Origin of the sequence: Nocardiopsis metallicus (assembly GCF_014201115.1) — a bacterium.
GTDB classification, from domain to species: domain Bacteria; phylum Actinomycetota; class Actinomycetes; order Streptosporangiales; family Streptosporangiaceae; genus Nocardiopsis; species Nocardiopsis metallicus.
Map to the genome: position 1 here is coordinate 785,979 of NZ_JACHDO010000001.1, position 21,756 is coordinate 807,734.

General features: G+C 69.4%; 20 protein-coding genes. 6 read left to right on the plus strand and 14 right to left on the minus strand.

The window, feature by feature from the left end; genetic code table 11:
- Window positions 1-99 precede the first annotated feature (99 nt).
- A complete protein-coding gene (locus HNR07_RS03405) occupies window positions 100-801 on the minus strand; it encodes a FadR/GntR family transcriptional regulator (protein ID WP_017582965.1) in 702 nt (233 codons plus the stop codon).
- 168 nt (window positions 802-969) lie between these two features.
- Between HNR07_RS03405 and HNR07_RS03410 the strand changes: the two genes are divergently transcribed.
- On the plus strand, window positions 970-2,238 hold the full coding sequence (locus tag HNR07_RS03410) for a CynX/NimT family MFS transporter (RefSeq protein ID WP_246420047.1): 1,269 nt from the start codon (window positions 970-972) through the stop codon (window positions 2,236-2,238).
- Window positions 2,239-2,294: 56 nt separating this feature from the next.
- Here the strand turns inward: HNR07_RS03410 and HNR07_RS03415 are convergent, their stop codons facing one another.
- The 3 genes from HNR07_RS03415 to aceA all read right to left on the minus strand — a co-directional run bounded on the left by HNR07_RS03415 (window position 2,295) and on the right by aceA (window position 5,289).
- Window positions 2,295-3,161, minus strand: coding sequence for a CPBP family intramembrane glutamic endopeptidase (locus HNR07_RS03415; protein WP_184361798.1), 867 nt, complete (start codon window positions 3,159-3,161; stop codon window positions 2,295-2,297).
- A gap of 87 nt (window positions 3,162-3,248) precedes the next feature.
- Entirely contained in the window at window positions 3,249-3,458 is a 210-nt protein-coding gene (locus HNR07_RS03420; protein ID WP_184361801.1) for a hypothetical protein, read from the minus strand.
- Window positions 3,459-3,990: 532 nt separating this feature from the next.
- Complete coding sequence (gene aceA / locus HNR07_RS03425; protein ID WP_184361804.1) at window positions 3,991-5,289, minus strand: isocitrate lyase; 1,299 nt, start codon at window positions 5,287-5,289, stop codon at window positions 3,991-3,993.
- 218 nt (window positions 5,290-5,507) lie between these two features.
- On the opposite strand from aceA, the gene HNR07_RS03430 reads away from it, so the two are divergent.
- On the plus strand, window positions 5,508-6,962 hold the full coding sequence (locus tag HNR07_RS03430; protein ID WP_184361807.1) for a helix-turn-helix domain-containing protein: 1,455 nt from the start codon (window positions 5,508-5,510) through the stop codon (window positions 6,960-6,962).
- 109 nt (window positions 6,963-7,071) lie between these two features.
- Here HNR07_RS03430 and HNR07_RS03435 read toward each other — a convergent pair whose 3' ends face one another.
- From HNR07_RS03435 to HNR07_RS03445, 3 genes are all read right to left on the minus strand, one after another.
- A complete protein-coding gene (locus HNR07_RS03435; RefSeq protein ID WP_184361809.1) occupies window positions 7,072-7,632 on the minus strand; it encodes a hypothetical protein in 561 nt (186 codons plus the stop codon).
- 92 nt (window positions 7,633-7,724) lie between these two features.
- Window positions 7,725-8,885, minus strand: coding sequence for an alpha-hydroxy-acid oxidizing protein (locus HNR07_RS03440; RefSeq protein WP_184361812.1), 1,161 nt, complete (start codon window positions 8,883-8,885; stop codon window positions 7,725-7,727).
- 61 nt (window positions 8,886-8,946) lie between these two features.
- Window positions 8,947-9,588: a TetR/AcrR family transcriptional regulator gene (locus HNR07_RS03445; RefSeq protein ID WP_184361815.1), complete on the minus strand. Its 642-nt coding sequence runs from the start codon at window positions 9,586-9,588 to the stop codon at window positions 8,947-8,949.
- 187 nt (window positions 9,589-9,775) lie between these two features.
- Here HNR07_RS03445 and HNR07_RS03450 point away from each other — a divergent pair, with 187 nt between their 5' ends.
- On the plus strand, window positions 9,776-11,005 hold the full coding sequence (locus tag HNR07_RS03450) for an acyl-CoA dehydrogenase family protein (RefSeq protein ID WP_184361818.1): 1,230 nt from the start codon (window positions 9,776-9,778) through the stop codon (window positions 11,003-11,005).
- Between the two features lie 265 nt (window positions 11,006-11,270).
- Complete coding sequence (locus HNR07_RS03455; protein WP_184361821.1) at window positions 11,271-12,245, plus strand: hypothetical protein; 975 nt, start codon at window positions 11,271-11,273, stop codon at window positions 12,243-12,245.
- Window positions 12,246-12,345: 100 nt separating this feature from the next.
- Here the strand turns inward: HNR07_RS03455 and HNR07_RS35805 are convergent, their stop codons facing one another.
- The 7 genes from HNR07_RS35805 to HNR07_RS03490 form a co-directional block, all read right to left on the minus strand.
- A complete protein-coding gene (locus HNR07_RS35805; RefSeq protein WP_184361824.1) occupies window positions 12,346-13,359 on the minus strand; it encodes an ABC transporter ATP-binding protein in 1,014 nt (337 codons plus the stop codon).
- Window positions 13,356-14,570: an ABC transporter ATP-binding protein gene (locus tag HNR07_RS35810; RefSeq protein WP_221318695.1), complete on the minus strand. Its 1,215-nt coding sequence runs from the start codon at window positions 14,568-14,570 to the stop codon at window positions 13,356-13,358. Before HNR07_RS35810 ends, HNR07_RS35805 begins: the two co-directional genes overlap by 4 nt.
- On the minus strand, window positions 14,570-15,607 hold the full coding sequence (locus HNR07_RS03470) for an ABC transporter permease (protein ID WP_184361827.1): 1,038 nt from the start codon (window positions 15,605-15,607) through the stop codon (window positions 14,570-14,572). Before HNR07_RS03470 ends, HNR07_RS35810 begins: the two co-directional genes overlap by 1 nt.
- A 16-nt stretch (window positions 15,608-15,623) precedes the next feature.
- The gene (locus tag HNR07_RS03475; RefSeq protein WP_184361830.1) at window positions 15,624-17,135 is read right to left on the minus strand and encodes an ABC transporter permease; all 1,512 of its coding nucleotides are present in this window, start codon (window positions 17,133-17,135) and stop codon (window positions 15,624-15,626) included.
- Window positions 17,136-17,284: 149 nt separating this feature from the next.
- The gene (locus tag HNR07_RS03480) at window positions 17,285-19,012 is read right to left on the minus strand and encodes an ABC transporter family substrate-binding protein (protein ID WP_184361832.1); all 1,728 of its coding nucleotides are present in this window, start codon (window positions 19,010-19,012) and stop codon (window positions 17,285-17,287) included.
- 484 nt (window positions 19,013-19,496) lie between these two features.
- The gene (locus tag HNR07_RS03485; protein ID WP_184361834.1) at window positions 19,497-19,916 is read right to left on the minus strand and encodes a hypothetical protein; all 420 of its coding nucleotides are present in this window, start codon (window positions 19,914-19,916) and stop codon (window positions 19,497-19,499) included.
- The gene (locus tag HNR07_RS03490; protein ID WP_246420048.1) at window positions 19,913-20,419 is read right to left on the minus strand and encodes a hypothetical protein; all 507 of its coding nucleotides are present in this window, start codon (window positions 20,417-20,419) and stop codon (window positions 19,913-19,915) included. Before HNR07_RS03490 ends, HNR07_RS03485 begins: the two co-directional genes overlap by 4 nt.
- A 73-nt stretch (window positions 20,420-20,492) precedes the next feature.
- On the opposite strand from HNR07_RS03490, the gene HNR07_RS03495 reads away from it, so the two are divergent.
- Window positions 20,493-21,143 carry a hypothetical protein gene (locus tag HNR07_RS03495; RefSeq protein ID WP_184361836.1) on the plus strand — a complete coding sequence of 217 codons (651 nt, stop codon included), beginning with the start codon at window positions 20,493-20,495 and terminating at the stop codon, window positions 21,141-21,143.
- Between the two features lie 63 nt (window positions 21,144-21,206).
- Entirely contained in the window at window positions 21,207-21,728 is a 522-nt protein-coding gene (locus HNR07_RS03500; RefSeq protein ID WP_312893563.1) for an HAD domain-containing protein, read from the plus strand.
- The last annotated feature ends 28 nt before the right edge of the window (window positions 21,729-21,756 follow it).

The following is a 21,756-nucleotide window of genomic DNA, read 5'->3' on the forward strand; positions in this document are numbered from 1 at the left end:
AGCGGACGGGCCCGGAACCAGGGGATGGTTCCGGGCCCGTCCGTGTGTTTCAGACGAACACGGTGTCAGGCGCTCACCGCGGGCGCCTGACGCGGGCGCTCACTCCTCGGTGAGGGAGAGCAGCTCGTCGATGTAGCAGGTGGCCTCACGGGCGGCGAGAACCGGGTCCGCCTCCCGGATGGCCTCGGTCAGCCCGCTGTGGTCGATCCCGTCGGTGGCGGAGGAGGGCTGCTCGGAGGCCTCGTCGCTCTGCTCGTACGCGGTGTGCGCGATGCTGGCGTAGACGACCTGGGCGATGTCGTCGTAGAGGTCGATGAGCAGCGTGTTGTGGGTGGCGTTGACCACCGAGCGGTGGAACGTGAAGTCGGCCTCCACGAACGCGCCCATGTCCTTGGTCCGCCAGGCCTCCTCGCGCAGGGCCATGGCGCGGTCGATGTCGGCCATGTCCTCCTCGCTGTGGCGCAGCGCGGCCAGGCGCGCGGCCTCGACCTCCAGGGCGCGGCGGACCTCGAGGTTCTCCCGTAGGCGGGAGCGCTCCAGGCGGCGGCGCAGGGCCCCGCCGAGTTCGCTGGAGGCGCGGACGAAGGTGCCCGCCCCCTGACGGATCTCCAGCAGGCCCGCGTGGGCCAGGGCTCGTACGGCCTCGCGGACGGTGTTACGGCCGACCTCGAGCTGGTCGGAGAGCTCCGACTCGGTGGGGATGCGGTCGCCCACGCCCCACTCACCCGAGTCGATCTGGGCTCTTAACTGACTGATGACCTGGTCGACGAGACCGGTCCGGCGTGTCGAGGCGAGGGGCACGCGTATACCTCCTAGGGGCGGGTCGCCGGATGACAGGGCCAGCGCACAGGTACGGATCGGTTAAGGCCGGAGCTTAGACCAGTTGCGGACCGGAATAGGCCCTGAACGGCAATGCGTTATCCTCATGAAGTACATAGGGTCATCCTACGAATATGTGAGTCAAGTCCTATGAGCGCAACCCCCACGCGAAAGAAAACCCCGCAGAACCCCTCCCTGACCGGGCCCGTACGGGCCGCGGTCCCCTCGCGCGGGGCCCTTGTCCTCATCGCTGCGGCCATCGCCCTGGCGGCGCTGAACCTGCGCACCGCGATCACCAGCGTGGGGCCGGTCCTGGGCGAGGTCACCCAGGGGTTGGGCATGACCGCGGTGGGTGCCGGAATGCTCACCACCCTGCCGGTCCTGTGCTTCGCGGTCTTCGGCGGGCTCACCCCCGCGCTCAGCCGCCGACTGGGCTCACACCACCTGCTCGTCTACGCGCTGACCGCCCTCACCGTCGGCCTGATCGCCCGCGCCCTGGCCTCCGAGCCCTGGCTGTTCCTTGCTCTGAGCGTCGTGGCACTCTCCGGTGGCGCGATCGGTAATGTCATCCTCCCGGCTCTGGTGAAGCAGCACTTCCCCCACCGCGTGGGTCTGATGACCACGGTCTATACCACCGGGCTGGCCGTGGGGACCGCGATCGCGGCCGCCGCCACCGTGCCGCTGGAGCAGGCCACCGGCGAGTGGCGGATCGCCCTGGGCTCCTATGCCCTCTTCGGCCTGGTCGCCGCCCTGCCGTGGCTGTTGGCCCTGCGCCACGAACCCGCCCCCGGCGACGCCCGCGAGGCGCTGAGCGCGCGCCAGGTGCTGGGCACCGGGATCGGCTGGCAGGGCGTCCTGTACTTCGGCACCCAGTCCTCCATCGCCTACATCATGTTCGGCTGGTTCGCGCAGATGCTGCGCGACCAGGGTCTGGACGCCCAGTCCGCCGGGGTGATGCTGGCCTACCTCACCGCCCTGGGCATCCCGATGTCGCTGATCCTGCCCTCGCTCATCGTCCGCGTGCGCGACCAGCGGCCCTTCGTCCTGCTCTTCGTCGCCGCCTACCTGGTCGGCTTCACCGGCCTGTGGATCGCCCCGCTCGACGGCACCTGGGTGTGGACCACCCTCGTCGGCATCGGCCTGGGCAGCTTCGTCATGGCGCTCACCATCTTCGCGGTGCGCACCCGCACCGCCGAGGGCACCGCGGCGATGTCCGCCTCCAGCCAGAGCCTGGGCTACCTGCTCGGCGGGGCCGGACCGTTCCTGTTCGGGCTGCTGCACGAGCTCAGCGAGGGCTGGCACGCCCCGATGGCCATGGTGATGGGGCTGGTACTCCTGAACCTCGTCGTGGGGCTCCTGCTCGGCCGTCCCCGCTATCTGGAGGACGCCATAGCGGCGAAGGCCGCCAGCCGCGCCTGAACGCTTCAGAAGCACCGGGGCGGCGAGGCGCCCGGCCGGCTCCTTCACCGGACGCCTCAGACGGGCAGCCAGTCGACCCGGCCGAGGAGGTACACCGCGCCCACGAACGCCACGATGTCGATCACCGTGTGCGCCACCACCAGCGGCATCACCCGGCCGTAGCGCACGTAGAACCAGCCGAACACCAATCCCATGACCAGGTTGCCGAAGAACATCCCCACGCCCTGGTACAGGTGGTAGAAGGCGCGCAGCACCGAACTGGCCAGCACCGCCTTCCACGGCGACCACCCCAGCTGCCCCAACCGGTGCAGCAGGTAGCCGACCACGATCACCTCCTCCAGGAGACCGTTCTTCAACGCCTGGAGCACCAGGACCAGAGTGTCCCACCAGTTGCCGTCCAGCGTGCTCGGCACGATGGTACGGGTCAGGCCCAGCTGCCAGGAGACCACGTACACGACCAGCCCGCCCGCGCCGATCAGCGCGGCCAGACCCGCTCCCGTCCAGGCGTCGAAACCGGGCCGCTTCGCGTCGAACCCGATGGTCCGCGCGGACTCCCCGCTCCGATGCAGCAGGTAGACCACCAGCGCGACCGGGGCGAGCGCGAAGACCACCGCGTACAGCTGGAAGGACAGGTCGAGCCAGGGGCGGTCCTCTGCTCGGGACCGGATGAGGCTGGCGGTCTGGTCGGCCATGGACTCGGGCGCGGTGAGCACGCCGAGGAAGGAGATGGTCGCCGACACCGCGGCGGCGCCCAGGGAGAGGGCGAGCACGCACAGGATCTCCCAGCGCAGCAGGGTGCGGCCGGGGAGAAGGTCCGGGACGGTGGTGGTTTTCGCGCGCGTGCCCTCTGCTGTGCCTTTGACGGGGCTTTCGGCGGGGGAGGGGCCCGACTCGCGCGGGTTCTGCTGGATTCTGTCGGTCACCCGTCGAATCTACGCGCAACCGCACACGAAAACACGCCGGCCGGGGCGGTGGTACGCGGCCACCGCCCCGGCCTCGGGGTCTACGGGTTACTCGTCGCCCTCGCCGTCCATGCCGTCGTCGAGGCCGTCGTCGATGCCGTTCTCCATGCCAGGCTCGGCCGGGTCCTCGACGCCCGGGTCGACGCCCGTGTCCTCACAGGCGGCGACACCGAACACGGCGGCCGCGGCGATCGCTCCTCCGGCGAGGACGCGACGGGTGGTGGAGAGCGCTTCCTTGCTGATGTCCTCGAGCTTCACAGTGACTCCATGTGATCGGGGATGTTGGCTACGGGTCCGCCCGACGGGACGCCTGTAGGCCGTCTCGCTGTACCCACCCGGTAAAGGATGGAGCGAGTCGGGCGTTATTGTTCTGTGACCCATGCATGAGACACCATATTGGTGTTTTGCTGATGTGAACAGGGGGTCGGGTGTCCGTGTCTGGCCGAATCTGGCCAGTAAACCCTGTTTAACCCCTGTGATCTGGGAAGCCTTGGTCGCCTGGTTGCCCGGAAGGCTTTTATCAACGCGAGATCGGCGTGTTAAGGCAGCGGGGAGTCTGTGTATTAACCCATGTAATGAGACGCGAATGCAAAAGCCCGCACACGGGGCAAATCGCATGCGGGCTCCGCCTCATGTGCGGAGAAGGAACCGAGAAGAAGCGGAGAAGCCGTCGGCCATGCGCGTGTGACACGGACCGCGCATGGCCGACGGCTAGGGGGGAGAGGTCGTCCCGCCCCGCCCCAGCCACGAAAGCGGGGTGGGACGACCTCTGTGGGAACGAAGACCAGGGTCAGTGAGCCGCTGAGAACTGGTCTTCTTCGGTGGAGCCGGTGAGGGCAGTGGTGCTGGCCTCGGGGGCGATGGTCGTGCTGATCGCGTCGAAGTAGCCGGTGCCGACCTCGCGCTGGTGGCGGGTGGCGGTGTAGCCGTCGGCCTCGGACGCGAACTCGGCCTCCTGGAGCTCGACGTAGGACGTCATGCCGTTCTCGGCGTAACCCTTGGCCAGGTTGAACATCGAGTGGTTGAGCGAGTGGAAGCCGGCCAGGGTGATGAACTGGAACTTGTAGCCCATGTGGCCCAGCTCGCGCTGGAACTTCGCGATGGTGGCGTCGTCGAGGTGACGCTTCCAGTTGAAGGAGGGCGAGCAGTTGTAGGCCAGCATCTGGTCCGGGTACTCGGCCTTGATGCGTTCGGCGAAGTCGCGGGCGACCTCGAGGTCCGGCGTCGCGGTCTCCATCCAGAGCAGGTCGGAGTGCGGGGCGTAGGCCAGGCCGCGGGCCACGCAGGCCTCGACGCCGTTGCGGAAGCGGTAGAAGCCCTCGGCGGTGCGCTCACCGGTGGTGAAGGCCTGGTCGCGCTCGTCGATGTCGCTGGTGATCAGGGTCGCGGCCTGAGCGTCGGTCCGCGCGATGACCAGGGAGGGGACACCGGCGACGTCCGCGGCGAGGCGGGCGGCGTTCAGGGTCTTGACGTGCTGGCTGGTCGGGATGAGGACCTTGCCGCCCAGGTGGCCGCACTTCTTCTCGGAGGCGAGCTGGTCCTCCCAGTGGACGCCCGCGGCGCCCGAGGCGATCATGCCCTTCATGAGCTCGTAGGCGTTCAGGACGCCACCGAAGCCGGCCTCGGCGTCGGCCACGATCGGGGCCAGCCACTCGGGGGCGCTGTCGTCACCCTCGGACCAGGTGATCTGGTCGGCGCGCAGGAGCGCGTTGTTGATGCGGCGGACGACGGCCGGGACCGAGTTGGCCGGGTAGAGGCTCTGGTCCGGGTAGGTGCTGCCGGAGAGGTTGGCGTCGGCCGCGACCTGCCACCCCGAGAGGTAGATGGCCTTGAGGCCGGCGCGGACCTGCTGCACCGCCTGGTTACCGGTCAGGGCGCCGAGGCTGTTGACGTAGTCCTCGGTGTGGAGCAGGTCCCACAGGCGCTCGGCGCCGCGGCGGGCCAGAGTGTGCTCCTCGGTGACCGAACCACGCAGCTTGACGACGTCGTCAGCGGAGTAGGTCCGCTCGATACCGGCCCACCGGGGGTTGGTCTCCCAGTCGCGCTGGAGTGCGGCGCTGGCTTCCTGACGTCGAGCGCTGGTGCTCATGTTCGTTCCCGCCTTACGTGTAGTCCCCAAGGTGTTCACACCGGTCGAGGGAGGCCTTCCAGGGCCAGGGGGGTGAGCCCTGAGCGGTAAGTTCCCCGCCGGTAACTATGATTCTTAGGCAAGATCCAAGGGTTTTCCACTCGAAATCGGGTGAAGATCGTCGTTTCTTTCCGTAGGATGAAGCCATGGCGTACTTTGGTGCTGAAGAAATACCGTCTTTGACGGGTGACCTGGATCTCGTCACCTTTGGTCAGCGGCTCCGTCATCTCCGCAAGGCGCGCGGGATGACCCTGTCTGACCTGGGTGAACGCGTGGGGAGGGCGCCCTCGCAGCTCTCCCTGCTGGAGAACGGAAAACGTGAACCCAAGCTCTCCTTGCTCACGTCCTTGGCTTCCGCCCTCGGGGTCTCCATCGAGGAACTTCTGTCGAAACAGCCGCCGAGCCGCCGCGCGCAGCTGGAGATCTCGGTGGAGGAGGCCCAGCGCGACTCCCTCTACCAGGGCCTCAACCTCCCGCACCTGAAGGTGGGCAAGCGGGTGCCCAACGACGTCCTCGAACACATCGTGGGCCTGTACGACGAGCTCAAGCGGCGCCACGCCAAGCCGACCGCCACTCCGGAGGAGGCCCGGCGGGCCAACGCCGACCTGCGCCGCCAGATGCGCGAGCGCGGCAACTACTTCGAGAACATCGAGTCCGCGGCCACCGAGACCCTGGAAGCGGTCAACTACACCGCGGGCCCCCTCTCCCAGGGCCAGATCCTCGCGATCGCCACCCACCACGGGTTCTCCCTGAAGTACGTGCAGGACCTGCCCCGCTCGGTGCGCTCCCTGACCGACCACGTCAACCGGCGCATCTACCTCAAGCGGGAGACCACGCTGGGCATGCACAGCCCGCGCACGATCCTGCTCCAGACCCTGGGCCACGTGATCCTCGGCCACGACCAGCCCAAGGACTTCGGCGACTTCCTGCGCCAGCGGGTGGAGGCCAACTACTTCGCGGCGGCCGTCCTCATCCCCGAGAGCACCGCGGTCACCTACCTCCAGGAGGCCAAGAAGGCCCGCGACCTGTCCGTGGAGGACCTGCGCGACGTCTACTCCGTCTCCTACGAGATGGCCGCGCACCGGTTCACCAACCTGGCCCACCGCCACCTGGACCTGGTCTGCCACTTCATCCGCAACGACGAGACCGGCATCATCTACAAGGCCTACGAGAACGACGGGCTGGTCTTCCCCACCGACGACACCGGCGCGATCGAGGGCCAGCGGATGTGCCGCCAGTGGTCGGGCCGCCAGGTCTTCCAGTCACCGGACCGGTACTCGATCTACTACCAGTACACGGACAAGCCCAACGGCACCCACTGGTGCGTGGCACACGTGGACCCCAGCCGGGAGCGCAACTTCGCGATCACCCTGGGCGTGCCCTACAAGGAGTCCCGCTGGTTCCGAGGCCGGGAGACCACCAACCGCACCAAGTCCAACTGCCCCAACGGCGAGTGCTGCGTGCGCCCGCCCGCCGAGTTGGCCTCCCGCTGGGAGGGGAACGTGTGGCCCTCGGCCCGCGCCCACTCCCACGTGCTCTCCGCCCTGCCCTCCGGGACCTTCCCCGGCGTGGACGAGCACGACGTGTACACGTTCCTGGAGAAGCACAGTCTGGAGAACCACGGCGGGGAGTGACCCGCGAACGGCAGTGCCCCGACGTTTCCCGCACCGCGATGACGCCGAAGGGCCGGCGCCCGCGCGCCGGCCCTTCGTCACGTTTGAACCGGGTCTGGCCCGAACCCCCTCACGCCTGGTCGGGGATCAGCGCCATCGGCCGCGCGGAGTGATGGATCCAGCGGCCCCTGGTCCGGTACGGGCGCACGCTGCTCCACCCCTCACCCGGGCGCCGGCCCAACCGCAGCGACCACCAGGACCAGCGCCAGCGCAGGAACTCGCCGGTGTGCACGTTGATCCGCTCCCCGTGGTGCAGACTCGGCCGGAAGGTCACCCAGGTGACCTCCACCCACAGGTCGGCCGGATCGGGCTGGGGCAGGACGAGCGCCAGGTGCAGCGGTTCGGAGTCCGGGGAGCACCGGTTGCGGCGGGTCCTGGGCCGCCGTCCGCCGACCACCGACGCGCCCCGCAGCGTGCACACCACGCTGTACACCGTGTCGCGGCCGTCGGGATGCACTCGCACGTCCACCCGTCCCGGCTGGGCCGGTCCGCTCTCGCTGACCGGCACCGGGGGGACCAGGTGGCGGCGCACCCGCCAGACCTGCTGCGGGGTCTTCAGCCACTCCAACCGCCACAGGACGATGCCCGCGGTCGCCGCGACCAGGGAGAACACCAGGGTGAGTACTTCCACCAGCCCAGGCTAGCTCCACCCGCCGACCCGGCCCCGGGGACACACGGTGGACCGGGAGGCGGGCCGGATCCCGGCTTCGGAGGCTCCGGTGCTCAGGCCCGCAGGTCCTTGAGCGCCGCCGGGGTGAGGTCGGACAGCGACGGGTAGCCGTCCACCGCCATCAGCAGGTCGGCCTCGGCCAGCATCGTCCGCAGGACGTGCACGAGGCCCTCCACCCCGCCCAGGGCCAGGCCGTAGACGTAGGGGCGGCCGATCGCGACCGTCGTCGCGCCCAGCGCCAGGGCCTTGACCGCGTCCGAACCCGACCGCACCCCCGAGTCGAAGATGATCGGCAGGTCGGTGGCGGCGGCCACGTCCGGCAGACACTCCAGTGCCGGGATCCCGCCGTTGGCCTGGCGGCCGCCGTGGTTGGAGACGTAGATGCCGTCCACGCCCCCGTCGGCGGCGCGGCGGGCGTCGTCGGGGTGGCAGACGCCCTTGACGATCAGCGGCAGCTCCGTCAGCGAACGCAGCCACGGGAGATCGTCCCAGGTCAGCGGGTTTCCGAAGATCCCGGCCCAGTGCGCCACCACGGCCTCGGGGGCGGCGTCCCTACCCACGCGTTCCTGGAAGACGGGGTCACAGGTGTAGTTGGCCAGGCAGTGCCCGCGCAGCTGGGGGAAGTTCGCGGTGGCCAGGTCGCGCGGCCGCCAGCCGGTGACCCAGGTGTCCAGGGTGACCACGATCCCCTTGAACCCGGCTGCCTCGGCGCGCCGGACCAGGCTGGCCGCGAGCTCGCGGTCGGTGGGTGTGTACAGCTGGAAGAAACCGGGGGTGTCGCCGAACCGCGCGGCGACCTCCTCCATGGGGTCCTGGGACAGGGTTGAGGCGATCATCGGCACGCCGGTCCGCGCCGCCGCATCGGCCGTGGCCAGGTCGCCGTGCCGGTCCTGCGAGCACAGGCCCACCACCCCGACCGGAGCCATCATCAGCGGCGAGGGCAGTCGAACGCCGCACAGGTCGACGCCGGTGTCGCGTTCGGCGGCGCCCACGAACATGCGGGGGTACAGGCCCCAGCGCCGGAAGGCGGTGGCGTTGGCGTCCTGGGTGTGCTCGTCGCCCGCTCCGCCCGCGACGTAGGACCAGATCCACGGCGGCAGGGATTCGGCGGCCCGCCGTTCCAGCTCGGCGTAGGTCATGGGGTGGGAGGGGACGACGCCGGTGAGGCCGTTGAGGTAGATCTCCAGCTGGTAGTCGCCGTAACGCGAAGCCATGGACGCCTCCGGATGAGGGGGTGGGTGTGACCCGCATCATCTGAGTTGACACACGAGCGTGTCAAGATCTGCGCGAGCGCAGCACCGGCACGAACACCCCGGCGATGTCCGCCGACAGTTCCTGCGGCGTTCGCGAGCGGTCGCCCAGTACCCAGTCGACGACCAGCTCGTTGGCGGCGCCCACCAGAGCCAGCGCCTGCTTGCCGAAGGGCCGGTCCACCGCCGAACCCGCCCGCACGTCCCGCTCGTACTCGGCGGCGAACAGGGCCGCGATCTCGTGCCGCACCGCGCGGCGCCGCTCCTCCATCGAAGGGCTGACCCCCACGCTCTCCACCGCGATCACCCGCGGCCGCCGCGGGTCCTCCAGCGAGAAGCCCACATACGCGTCCACGGCGGCGCTCACCCGCTCCTCCAGCTCCGTCTCGGGGGCGCGGATCGCCTCGGCCAGCCGCCGCTGCGCCTCGGTGACCAAAGCGTCGTAGACCGCGCGCAGGCAAGCCTCGCGGTCGGCGAAGTGCTCGTAGAAGTACCGGTTGGTCAGCCCGGCCTCCCGGCAGATCCGGCCGACCGTCGCGGCTCGGAACCCGTCGGTGCCGAAGACCTCCAGCCCGGCGTCGAGCAGTCGTCGCCTGCGGGCCTCCTGCCGCTCGTGCGGCGACATCCCCCGCCAGGGCCGGACCAGTTCGACGCGTGGTTCACTCATGCGCCCACGCTAGAGCAGTGGAGCGCGGTCCCGGGGGCCGTTGGCCGGTGCTTGTCGTCAGGGGGCGGACGGCAGGGGCGAAGGGCTGTCCCGGAAAATGTTGTGCCTGACGGACCAGGGTGTTACCGTTGGTAACACGTATTGATCGTCCCTCCCCCCCGGAGGGTCCAACAAAGGATGTAAGCGCATGAGTGAGGCCACCGCGCCCGCCTTCAGCCTGGAACTGAGCGAGGATGTTCGCGACGTCCGGGACTGGGCCCACGGGTTCGCCGCCGACGTCATCCGCCCCGCCGCCGCCGAGTGGGACGAGCGGGAGGAGACCCCCTGGCCGATCATCCAGGAGGCCGCCAAGATCGGGCTCTACTCGCTCGACTTCTTCGCCAACCAGTGGCTGGAGCCCACCGGTCTCGGCATCCCCGTCGCCTTCGAGGAGCTCTACTGGGGTGACCCGGGCATCGCCCTGGCCATCACCGGCACCGGCCTGGCCGCCGTCTCCGTCGCCTCCAACGGCACCCAGGAACAGCTCTTCGAGTGGGTACCGCAGATGTTCGGCAGCGCCGACGACGTCAAGCTGGGCGCGTTCTGCTCCTCCGAGCCGGGCGCCGGTTCCGACGTCTCCGCCATCAAGACCCGCGCCGTCTACGACCAGGCCAAGGACGAGTGGGTCATCAACGGCGTCAAGACCTGGGCCACCAACGGCGGTATCGCCGACGTACACGTGGTGGTGGCCAGCGTGGAGCCCGAGTTCGGCTCCCGGGGCCAGGCGTCCTTCATCATCCCGCCGAACACCCCCGGCCTGTCCCAGGGCCAGAAGTTCCTCAAGCACGGCATCCGCGCCTCGCACACCGCCGAGGTCGTCCTGGACGACGTGCGCGTCCCGGGCTCCTGTCTCCTGGGCGGCAAAGACAAGCTCGACGAGCGCCTGGCCCGCGCCCGCGAGGGCAAGCGCTCCAAGGGCCAGGCCGCGATGAAGACCTTCGAGGCCTCCCGCCCGAGCGTGGGCGTCATGGCCGTGGGCTGTGCCCGCGCCGCCTACGAGTACGCCCGCGACTACTCGGTCCAGCGCGAGCAGTTCGGCAAGCCGATCGGCGACAACCAGGGCGTGGCCTTCCTGCTCGCCGACATGGCCACCCGCATCGACGCCGCCCGCCTGCTGGTCTGGCGCGCCGCCTGGATGGCCCGCAACGGCAAGGACTTCGACAACGCCGAAGGCTCCATGAGCAAGCTCTACGCCTCCGAGACCGCCACCTTCGTCACCCAGAACGCCCTGCGCATCCTGGGCGGCAACGGCTACACCCGCGAGTACCCCGTGGAGCGCTGGCACCGCGACGCCACCATCTTCACGATCTTCGAGGGCGCCAGCGAGATCCAGAAGCTCATCATCGGCCGCACCGTCACCGGCCTGCCGATCCGGTAACGCACACGAGCACGCCCGGGGCGGGCACGACGGGGAAGACGGCTCCGACGTGCCCGCCCCGGGCCGGTGGGGCCGCGGGTTTCAGGGGGCGGGATCCGAGGGGCCGGAGCGATCGCGGGGCCCGGCCGGGCTAGGATCACGAACGCCGGCACCCGCGCTCGTCCGGCACAGTCAGTGTGTTCTCGCCCCTCCGCCCCCACCCCCCATGGAGAGCTCAGTGCGGTTACCGCTTCCTTCGTCACCCCTGCCCGGATCCCGAAGAGCCGTGTACGCGGCGGCCCTGGCCATCGCCCTCACCGCCTGTACCGCCCAAGCGGAGGAACCGGCCGCGGACCCCGACACCGAGCAGGGTTCGGCGGAGGTGGAGGCCGCGGGCTTCGAGGAGCCCGGGGACCCCTACGCGCCCACCGACCCCGAACTCACCGAGCGGCTGCACCTCCCGCTGTACGACTACAACCTCGACGAGTACGAGCAGTGGACCATCCGCCGGGCCCAGGACGTCCTGACGGTGGATTGCCTCGACGAACTCGGTTTCGAGGCCTCGGTCAGCTGGGAGACGGACTCCCTCGAGGAGCTGCTGACCCACTTCGGCCCGCACCACTCCTACCGCCGCTACGGCGTGGCCAGCACGGACCTCGCAGAGGAGTACGGCTTCGGGATCCCGGAGGGCGACGACACCGGCAACCCCTGGACGGTCGCCGACGCCTCCCAGGAGGAGGCGGCCGCTGACGCGTACACGGGCTTCTCCCACACCGGCGGCGAGATCGAGACCCCCTCCGGGGACCCTGCGCCAGAAGGCGGCTGCAAGCACCAGGCCAACCTGGGCATCAACCCGGATTCCCCGCCTCCGGGCGAGGACGGCTACTGGTCGGCAACGGAGGGCGAACCCATGCCGGACACTCCCGGACTGCACAGCCGGGTCGACGACCTGCTCGGCGAGTCCTACTCCGCTGGAATGGAGGACCCCGCAGTGGAGGCCGCCAACGAGGCGTGGAAGGAGTGCGCGGGCCTGTCCGGGTACACCGTGGGCCCCGGCGGCGCATCCGAGGTGATGGGCGAGGGCGGGGACGCCGTGCTCAGCGCCGAGTGCGCGGACACCTCCGGCTACCTGGACGCCTTCGTCGCCGCCGAGACCCGGGCCCAGGAGGCCATGGTGGAGGAGCACCGCGCCGAACTCGAGGAACGCAGGGAACAGTTGGACGCGGAGCTGGCCGCCGCCCGGACCGTCCTCGGCTGGTAGGCCGGGACCAGCGGGGCCGGTCGGACGGCAGGACGAAGGGCGGGTACGCGGGGGAGAGCCCCGCGCACCCGCCCTCCTTCGTCTCCGGGGCCGGGCGGACCTACCCGGGGAAGTGGCAGGCCACCGGATGCCCGGCGCCGCGGTCGACGAGCTGCGGGGCCTCTTGCGCGCACAGGTCCTGCGCCTTCCAGCACCGCGTCCGGAACCGGCAGCCGCTGGGCGGGTTGACCGGGCTCGGGACGTCACCGGTCAGGACGATGCGCTCACGCGAACGCTCCTGACGCGGGTCCGCCCACGGCGCGGCCGACAGCAGGGCCTGGGTGTAGGGGTGCGACGCCCGCTCGTAGACGTCCTCCCGGGTACCGGTCTCCATCACCCGGCCCAGGTACATGACGGCCACCCGGTCGGAGATGTGCCGCACCACCGACAGGTCGTGCGCGATGAAGACGTAGGACAGCCCCAACCGCTCCTGGAGCTCCGCCAGGAGGTTGACCACCCCCGCCTGGACCGACACGTCCAGCGCCGAGACCGGCTCGTCCAGCACCAGCATGCGCGGCTCCAGCGCCAGCGCCCGGGCGATACCCACCCGCTGGCGCTGCCCGCCGGAGAACTCGTGCGGGTACCGGTTGCCGTGCTCGGGGCTCAGCCCCACCAGCCGCAGCAGCTCTGCCACCCGCTCCGGGCCGCCGTCGCGCCAGCGCTTGTGGACCTTGAGGGGCTCGGCGATGATGTCGTTCACCGGGAGCTTGGGGTTGAGCGAGGCGTACGGGTCCTGGAAGACCATGCCCGCCTCCCGCCGCACCTTCTGCATCGCCGACGAGGACGCCTTGGTGAGTTCCTGGCCCTGGAAACGCACCGAACCCGCAGTGGGCTTGACCAACTGCAGGATGGCCCGGCCGGTGGTGGACTTTCCGCAGCCCGACTCCCCGACCACGCCCAGGGTCTCCCGCTCCGACAGCCGCAGGGACACCCCGCTGACGGCGTGCACGTGCCCCACCACCCGGCGCAGGAAACCGGCGCCGTGCACGGGGAACCGCACCTCCAGATCCTCGACCTCCAACAGCGGGGCCGCGGGGTCGGTCTGCCGGTCCAGCTCTTGCTGTGGCGTCGTCATGGGGTGATCCCTCCGTTCCGGAAGAACGCCGTGGGGTCCTCGGCCGCGGCCAACCGCTCCCAGTGGTGACAGGCGGCCAGGTGCTCGCCGATCCGCACACCGTCCGCGGTCTCGATGACCTCTGTTCCTTCCGCGCCGCGGGACGCGCCGTTGGCCGGGGCCAGCGGCGGCTCGGCGGAGCGGCAGGTGTCGTCGGCCAGCGGACACCGCGGCGAGAACGGACACCCCTCGGGCAGGTTGATCAGCGAGGGCGGGGTCCCCTTGATGGGGCGCAGCCGCTCCCCGTGCGCGGAGGTCATCGACGGGATCGACCCGAGCAGCCCGGCGGTGTAGGGCATCCGGGTCCGGTAGAACACGTCGTCGGTCGCGCCGATCTCCACCGGCCGGCCCGCGTACATCACCAGGACCCGGTGGGCCAGCCCAGCGACCACGCCCAGGTCGTGGGTGATCAGCAGGATCGCGGAGTTGACCGCGTCCTTGACCTCCAACAGCTTCTCCAGGATCTGTGCCTGCACGGTGACGTCCAGCGCCGTGGTGGGTTCGTCGGCGATGATCACGTCGGGGTTGTTGATGATCGCCATCGCGATCATGACCCGCTGGCGCATACCGCCGGAGAACTCGTGCGGATAGCTGCGCAGCCGCTGCCCCGCCTGGGGGATACCCACCAGGTCGAGCATCTCCCGGGCGCGTTCGAGTGCGTGCTTGGGCGGGACCAGCTCGTGCGCCAGCACCGCCTCGGCCAACTGGTCCCCGACGGTGTGCACCGGGTTCAGGGCGGTCATCGGGTCCTGGAAGATCATCGAGATCTTGCGTCCGCGCAGGGACCGCAGGTCCTTCTGGCGCATGGCCAGCAGGTCCTGGCCCCGGTAGAGGACCTTGCCGCTCACCCGGGCGCTGCGCGGGAGCAGCCCCAGCAGCGCCATGGACGAGACCGACTTGCCCGAACCCGACTCCCCGACGATGCTGAGCACCTCGCGCTCGCGCAGGGAGTAGGAGACGTCGCGCACGGCCCTGACCACACCGTCGTCGGTGGGGAACTCCACGGTCAGGTTCTCGACGCGCAGGATCTCCTTCTCGGTGGGGCCCTTGGTGTCCTCGAGGGTCTTGGCGGTGTGCACCTCGCCGGTGGCTGCGGTGACCGCGGCGGCGCCGTCGAGGCCCTGCCCCGGCGCCGCGGCCGAGGGCGGTGGGATGTTGGGGGATTGCGTCATCAGTCACGCACCCTGTTCTGTCGTGGGTCGAAGGCGTCACGCAGGCCGTCGCCGATGAAGTTCACCGAGAGCGCGATCAGGATGATGAACAGCCCGGGCCAGTAGAAGAGCCAGGGCCGGGTGCTCATCGCGCTCCGGTAGTCGGTGATGAGCCGTCCCAGCGAGGTGTCGGGCGGTTGCACCCCCATCCCCAGGAAGGACAGCGCGGACTCCAGCAGCACCGCCGCCGCGATGGCCAGGGTGACGCTGACGATGATCACCCCCACCGTGTTCGGCAGGATGTGCTTGAAGATGATGCGGGCCGAGGAGGTGCCCACGGATCTGGCGGCCTCGACGAACTCCTTCTCGCGCAGCGAGAGCACGGAGCTGCGCACCAGGCGGGCCGTCTGGGTCCAGGTGACCAGGCCCAGGACTATCCCGAGGTAGAGGATGCCCGCCTGACCGGCGATCTTGGCCGCCGCCGCGGCGATGGCCAGCAGCGGGATCGCGATGAGGACGTCGGTGACCCGCATCAGGACGCTCTCGGTCCAGCCGCGGAAGTACCCCGCGCAGGCGCCGAGCACCGTACCCACGACGGTGGCCACGATCCCCACCACGAAGGCGATGATCAGGGACACCTGGGTGCCCTGCATGGTCAGCGCGAAGTAGTCCTTGCCGACGTTGTCCTGGCCGAAGGGGTGTTCGCCCAGGGCCAGGCCGGAGCCGCCGAGGAACTGCGGGACCAGGCTGAGGGTGGGGTTGCCGCCGTCGCTGAGCGGCCCGGTCGCGGTGGGCGACTTGTCCCACCAGCCCGGGACGGGGCCGTAGCCGATCGAGGTGAAGGCCAGCAGGATGACGCTGATCAGCAGGAACATGCCGACCAGGGCGGCCCGGTGTCGGAAGAAGCGGGCCCGGACCAGCTGCCACTGGGTGCGGGCGGCGATGTTCATGCCCTGGGCCGCGTCGGAGGCCGCGGGATCAGCGGTCCCGATCCGGTTCGGATCGTTCTCGTGTTCGGGGCCGGTCGCCCCGGACGGAGTGTTCTCGTTTGAGCTCATGGTGATTCTCCCTCCGTCACGACAGCCGGATCCGCGGGTCGAGGTAGGCGTAGGTGATGTCGGCGATCATGTTGAAGATGACGATCGCGCCGCTCGCGACCACGAAGAACGCCATCACCGGGGTCGGGTCCGCCTCGTTCAGCCCGGTGATCAGCAGGTGGCCCATGGCCCGCCAGCCGAAGACCGTCTCGGTGACCACGGCGCCGCCGATCACGGTGCCGAAGTCGTAGGCGGCCAGGGTGGTGATGGGGATGAGCCCGTTACGGAAGGCGTGCCGGGTCATGACCGTGCGTTCGGGCAGCCCCTTGGCGCGCGCCGTGCGCACGTAGTCCTGGTTCATCACCTCCAGCATGCTGGCGCGGCTGTACCGGGTGTAGGTGGCCAGCGAGACCAGGATCAGCGCCATGGTCGGCAGCGCCAGGTGGCCGGCCGAGTCCAGTGACAGTTCCCAGAAGGTGCCCTCGTAGTTGGGGGTGCTCGCCCCGACGGTGGAGATGGGGCGGCCCTGCACCGAGCTGCTGTAGGAGGCGAACGACTGGAGCATGCGGTCCACGAAGATCACGCCGCCGGTGAACAGGCCCGTCCACACCGCCGTCGCGATCGCGTTGCGCCGGTGCAGTACGCCGCCGACGCCGTAGCCGATCGCCACGCACACGACCACCGTCGTCAGGGCCAGCCCCGCGATGGTCGCCAGGTCGGGTGCGTCCAGCACCGGTGAGAGCACGAAGTACATGACCGTACCGACCCCCGCCGCGGTCAGCGCCGCGTACATCGGCCGGTTCGGTTTGGGGCCGGAGATCAGCACGGAGAAGCCGACCGCGGCTCCCAGGGCGCTGATCGCGACCGTGACCGGACCCAGCCCGGGGTCGGCGAACCACCGGGTGAGTGAGATGAACGCCAGCAGAGCCGCGGTGACGGCGGTGGCCCCGGCGAAGGCGATCAGCCGGGTTCGCCGGTCGCCCACCATCAGCGAGCTCCAGGCCAAGCCGGCCAGCAGCGCGACCACCCCGATGACCAGGGGCGGGATGACGGGTTGTGCCAGCCAGTTGTTGAACTCGATCGCGCCGTACTGCTTGAGCAGTACGCCGACCCAGAAGATGGGCAGGGAGAAGGCGACGAACGCGCCGAAGGTGACGGTGTGGTCGAAGCCGCTGTACTGGCGCAGCGCCGAGATGATGCCGATGGCGATACCGATGACGATCGCCAGGACGGTCGCCGCCACCACGAGCTGCATGGTGGCCGAGATCGCGTCCGCGAGCAGGATGTTGACGTCCTGCCCCTGGCGGTTGGTGCCCAGGTCGCCGGTGAGGGCCGCGCCCAGCCACAGGAAGTAGCGGGCGTAGACGGGTAGGTCGAGGTGCATGCGTTCGATCCGCTCGGCCATCGCGGACTCCTGGGCGTCCTCCGGGAGTTCCCTGAGGTCAGCCAGGGGGTCGCCGACGTTGGCCGCGAGTACGAACATCACGAAGCTTGCTGCGAAGAGCACGAAGAGGGAGACGACCAGTCTTCGTGCGATGAAGACGAGCACGAGCGCTGACTCCTGAGGTTCGGGGGAACGTTCACGCGCAGACGAAGGGACCGGAGGACGTGTTCGCCTCCGGTCCCTGGTCGGAGCTGGCTGACCGGTGGGTCCCACCGGTCAGCGCGGTCGGTTCTACGTGAACGGGGTGGTGCGGCCTACTGGGCCGTCCACTCCCACATGTTCCAGACGATGTCGGTCTGCGCGGGGTTGGGGACCACGTTCTCCAGGTTGTCACTCCAGGCGGCGGTGCCCGGGTGGCTGAAGAGCGGGATGGTCACCAGGTCGTCCCACAGGATCGTCTCGATCTCGTTGATGATCTCCAGCTGGGCGTCGGTGTCGAACTCCTGCAGCAGGTCGCTGAGCAGCTCGTCCATCTCGTCGTTGGAGTAGCAGCCGTTGTTGTTGCCCTTGCCGTCGGCGGTGCACTCGGAAGGCGTGCGGTAGGTGGAGTTCCAACCGCTCACCTCGGCCGAACCGGACCAGGCGAACATGGCGACGTCGTAGGTGTTCTGCGACAGGCCGCCGTCGGTGTCGAAGAAGGTGTCCTCGGCGTTGATCTGCACGTCGAAGCCGGCCTCGTCACAGGAGTCCTTGATCAGCTCGGCGGTCTGCAGGCGGCGGGGGTTGCCGCCGATGAAGCCCAGGCGCACCTCCTGGCCGACCGCGTCGGCCTCTTCGAGGATCTCGCTGGAGCGGTCCAGGTCCACCTCGGCCCACTGGTCGCCGCCGCTGGCCGCGACGGCCTCGTCGTAGCCCGGGTCGAACGGCGAGATGTTGCGCACGTCCATGGTCTCGGCGTCGGGCTGGACCGGCTTGATCAGGTTGTCCACGATCAGCTGCCGGGGCACGCAGTGCGCGAAGGCCTCGCGCAGCTCGTAGTCCTCGAAGGGGCTGGAGTCGAAGTTGAAGTCGAGGTGCTCGTAGATGTACTCGTCGTAGACCTCGTACTCGACCCCGGCGAGGCCGTCGAGCTGGTTGATCAGGTCGACCGAGGGCTGCGGCCGCATGATGTTGATCTCGAGGTTCTCCAGCGCCTGGGTCTGCTCGTCGGAGGCGATCCAGCGCACGACGATGTTGTCGGTGGCCGGCTCCTCACCCCACCAGTTCTCGTTCGGCTCCAGGGTCAGTGACTGGCCTGCGTCGTAGTTGGCGAGCTTGTAGGGGCCGGAGGAGGGGATGAGCTCCTCGTCGGGCAGCGCACCGCTGATGGTCCAGCCCTCGTTGAAGAACTCGGCCGCGTCGGCGAGCGCGTCGGTGTCCTCCTCGCGGATGGCCTCGACCAGTTCCTCGGTGGTCAGGCCGCCCTGCTCCGCCACCACGTGCGCGGGCATCAGGGTGGTGTTGCCGTGGCTGGGGCCGTTGCTGGCCCAGTCGGCGTAGGGCACCTCGTACTCGAGGGTGAAGTCCTTGTCGCCGAGTTCGCAGTCGGGCATGACGGTGTCCTCGATACCGCCGGAACCGATGACGGAGAAGTCGTACCTGCCGGTCTGCTGCGCCCACCACAGCATCATGTCGGCGCATTCGATCGGCTCGCCGTCGGACCAGACGGCGTCCGGGTTGATCGAGTACTCGACGATCTGCGGGTCCTCGGAGACCAGCTCGTAGCTGCCGAACTCGGGGTTGGCGGTGACCGCCCCGCCTTCGCCGAAGTACCAGAAACCGCTGGTCACACCGTGGTTGACGATGGCGTTCTTGCTGGAGTTGGCTCCGGCGGTGGTGTTGTTGTAGCTGTCGTACTCCTGGTCCCAGGCCAGGGTGATGGTGGTGCTGTCGCCGGCGCTGCCCGCATCGCCGTCACCGCCGTTGCTGGAGCACGCGGAGAGCACGAGCGCTCCCGCGGCGACCACGGCTGTGGCCTTGGTGATGGTTCTGGTCTTAGTCACAGAGGGTTTCCTCTACCGGTCAGGGGATTTTGTCCGTGGTACGGAATAGAACGGATTCTGGGCATTGCTCAATGTTTGGGCAATAGGTCATTGGGGGGTGTTGCACACCTGAGACGCATTTGGTGCCTAAACCTAGTCAAAATTAGAACTAAGAGGTCGAAAACGTGACAGATCGACTCTTGGGGTCGTGGGGCCTCGGGTTGGCCCCGTTGCTGGCAGAGTGACAGGTGGTGCCGCTGCTATCGGTTCCCCGGAGTCGACTTCCTAACATCCCATGAGTGGATGTTAGGAGGTAATCGACGTTTACCATTTTCTGTTCTGGTGGGAGGCCAGGTGGGGCTCATGTCTTAACTCCGCCGAAAGAATCCGGCAAGAGAAGCGCAAGAATGAAGGGCGCCCTAAAAACACGAAGGCCGGTTACTTTCCGTGACGGTTTTCGCCGCGGGTTCCGTGACATGCTCCGTGGCCCTGCCCGAAGCGCGGATCAGTCGCCCGGGTGGACCTCCACCAGCCCCTGAGCGATCCCGACGAACCTCTCCACCTGCTGCCGGGAGGCGGCCACGGTCAACGAGGGCAGACGGGGACGGCTCGGCGTGACCGGTTCGACCACCACCTGCGGCCGCTGCACGACCCCCTTGCGCAACCGCACCGACACGAGCTCCTCCCACCGCCACACCCACGTCATGTTCGGCGGGGTGGCCAGGGTGGTGAGCACGAACAGGCGCCGGTCGGTCAGCGCCACGAGCATCCCCGTCCCCTTGGGGTGGGTGAACAGCCCGGCGACCCGCTCCTCCCCGGGATGAACGGCCTGCTCCAACCAGTCCAACGACTGCGCGTGATGCGGCCCGGCCACCCACCGGGACGGCGGGTTCACCCAGGACACGGACTTGGGATCAGCGGTCACGATGCTCCGTCGGTGGGCTTGTCGGCGATCTCGCCGGTGGAATCGAGGGGAGACGGGGAACGCAGGGACTCCAGGAGCCCGGCGAAGCGGTCGGCGTCCTTGCGGCCCCGAGAGAACCGCAGTGTGTGGGTACGGCCCGCCCACGAGGTCTCCCGGGCGGTAAGGGTGAGCTCGGCCGCCAACGCGAAACGCTTCCTGGTCACCTCCACCGACTCGATCTCCGCCAGCTCCCACGAACGCACCTCGTTGCCGGGGTGCGTGTTGAGCGCACTGAAGAACCGTTCCCCGGTCAACAGGTGCAGGTAGGAGTTGCCCTCTTCGGTCTCGCCCTCCTCGTAGGCCACCGCCATCGCGCTCTCATCCTCGCCCAACAGCTCCAGCAACCACTTCAACTGCGGGCGACAGACGGCCCGCGCGATCGGCCCGCCGGGGCCGATCCACTCGAACCCGGACTGATCCATGAACACCTTCCGGTTGGGGGACATCACCTGTGCCGATGCCATGGTGCCCGGTGTGGTTCGGCGCGGCACTCGACAGCCCATCCTCCGGCGGGGCCGGTTGTCTACCCTTTGACGGATGACCCGATCCCCCGCACACTCCGGAGCCCTCCAGGCCCTGGGCTCCCTCCTGGACGGCTCCGTGGCCCAGATCGCCGAGGCAGCCGAAAGCCCCTGCGACTACCCCGCCCTGCGCAGGAACGCGGACGTGTGGGACAACAACACCCTGACGCTCTTTCGAGCCGCGGTGGCCCCCACCGTCAGGTCCCGAGAAGGCAGGGCCCGGGCCGCCCTGGCCTGGATGGCCGCCCTCGGGCCGGACCGCCGCGCGTGGATGACAGAACGTGCGCGGGAACGAGGGTTCACCCTGGCAGACCTGGTCGAGGGCAAGCCGGTCGTGGGCAAGCCGGTCGTGGGCAGGCTGGGCCCTGAAGCCGGGGCCGCAGCCCAGTTGCTGATCGGGGCGATGCTGCGGATTCGCTCGGTCCGACCGGAACCCGGCCAACCGGAACTGGTGCGCGCGCTCGCCCGGGCCCTGGACGGGGCGGGGACGGACATTCTCGCGGTCGGGGCACACCGCGGCCACTGGGCACGCGAGAGGGCTTTCCGGGCGCTTGGCGAGGAGTGGGTTCGGCGCGGCGGACCGTTGTCCGCGCCCGTGTTCGCCCGAGTCCTCAAGCGGCTGGGTCGCCTCGAACCGGCTCCGGCTACGAAGCATCGAGGGGGGTAGTCCGTGGACCGCTGCCCGAGGGCGTCCTAGTCTGTGGGGCCCACCCCCGGAGGAGGACCCGCTGTGCCCCACCCCTTGTTGTTCATCGACGTCGACGGCCCCCTGAACCCGTTCCGCGCCGGGCCCTCGGACCTGGAGGGCTACACCGTCCACCGCATGCGCCCCACCGGCTGGGAATCCCCGGCCCGGCCCCTGGACGTGTGGCTCAACCCGGACCACGGCGAGGAACTACTCGCCCTGCCCTACGAGCTGGTGTGGGCCACCACCTGGGAGGACGAGGCCAACACGATGATCGGTCCGGTCCTGGGCCTGCCCGAGCTCCCCGTGGTCAAGCTCCCCGGGGTGCTCGACGCCCGCCACGGGCTGTTCTTCAAGACGCCGGTCCTCGCCGAGTACGCCCAGGGCCGCCCGTTCGCATGGATCGACGACGGGATCACCGAACGGGACCGGGTGTGGCTGGCCCGCAACCACATCGCCGACGTCCTCCCGCACCGGATCGACCCCGCGGTCGGGCTGTGGGAGAAGGACTTCGACCTGCTCGCCGACTGGCCCCCGGCCCTGGCCGCCGTCGACTTCCCCCGCTGACGCTCCGCCGGGGAGCGGCTCGGGTCAA

Excerpts from the sequence above, each read along its gene's own strand:
- HNR07_RS03410 (WP_246420047.1), top strand. The coding sequence starts at position 970 with ATGAGCGCAACCCCCACGCGAAAGAAAACCCCGCAGAACCCCTCCCTG.
- aceA (WP_184361804.1), bottom strand. The coding sequence starts at position 5,289 with ATGAGCACCAGCGCTCGACGTCAGGAAGCCAGCGCCGCACTCCAGCGC.
- HNR07_RS03440 (WP_184361812.1), bottom strand. The coding sequence starts at position 8,885 with ATGGCTTCGCGTTACGGCGACTACCAGCTGGAGATCTACCTCAACGGC.
- HNR07_RS03445 (WP_184361815.1), bottom strand. The coding sequence starts at position 9,588 with ATGAGTGAACCACGCGTCGAACTGGTCCGGCCCTGGCGGGGGATGTCG.
- HNR07_RS03450 (WP_184361818.1), top strand. The coding sequence starts at position 9,776 with ATGAGTGAGGCCACCGCGCCCGCCTTCAGCCTGGAACTGAGCGAGGAT.
- HNR07_RS35805 (WP_184361824.1), bottom strand. The coding sequence starts at position 13,359 with ATGACGACGCCACAGCAAGAGCTGGACCGGCAGACCGACCCCGCGGCC.
- HNR07_RS35810 (WP_221318695.1), bottom strand. The coding sequence starts at position 14,570 with ATGACGCAATCCCCCAACATCCCACCGCCCTCGGCCGCGGCGCCGGGG.
- HNR07_RS03470 (WP_184361827.1), bottom strand. The coding sequence starts at position 15,607 with ATGAGCTCAAACGAGAACACTCCGTCCGGGGCGACCGGCCCCGAACAC.
- HNR07_RS03490 (WP_246420048.1), bottom strand. The coding sequence starts at position 20,419 with ATGGCATCGGCACAGGTGATGTCCCCCAACCGGAAGGTGTTCATGGAT.
- HNR07_RS03495 (WP_184361836.1), top strand. The coding sequence starts at position 20,493 with ATGACCCGATCCCCCGCACACTCCGGAGCCCTCCAGGCCCTGGGCTCC.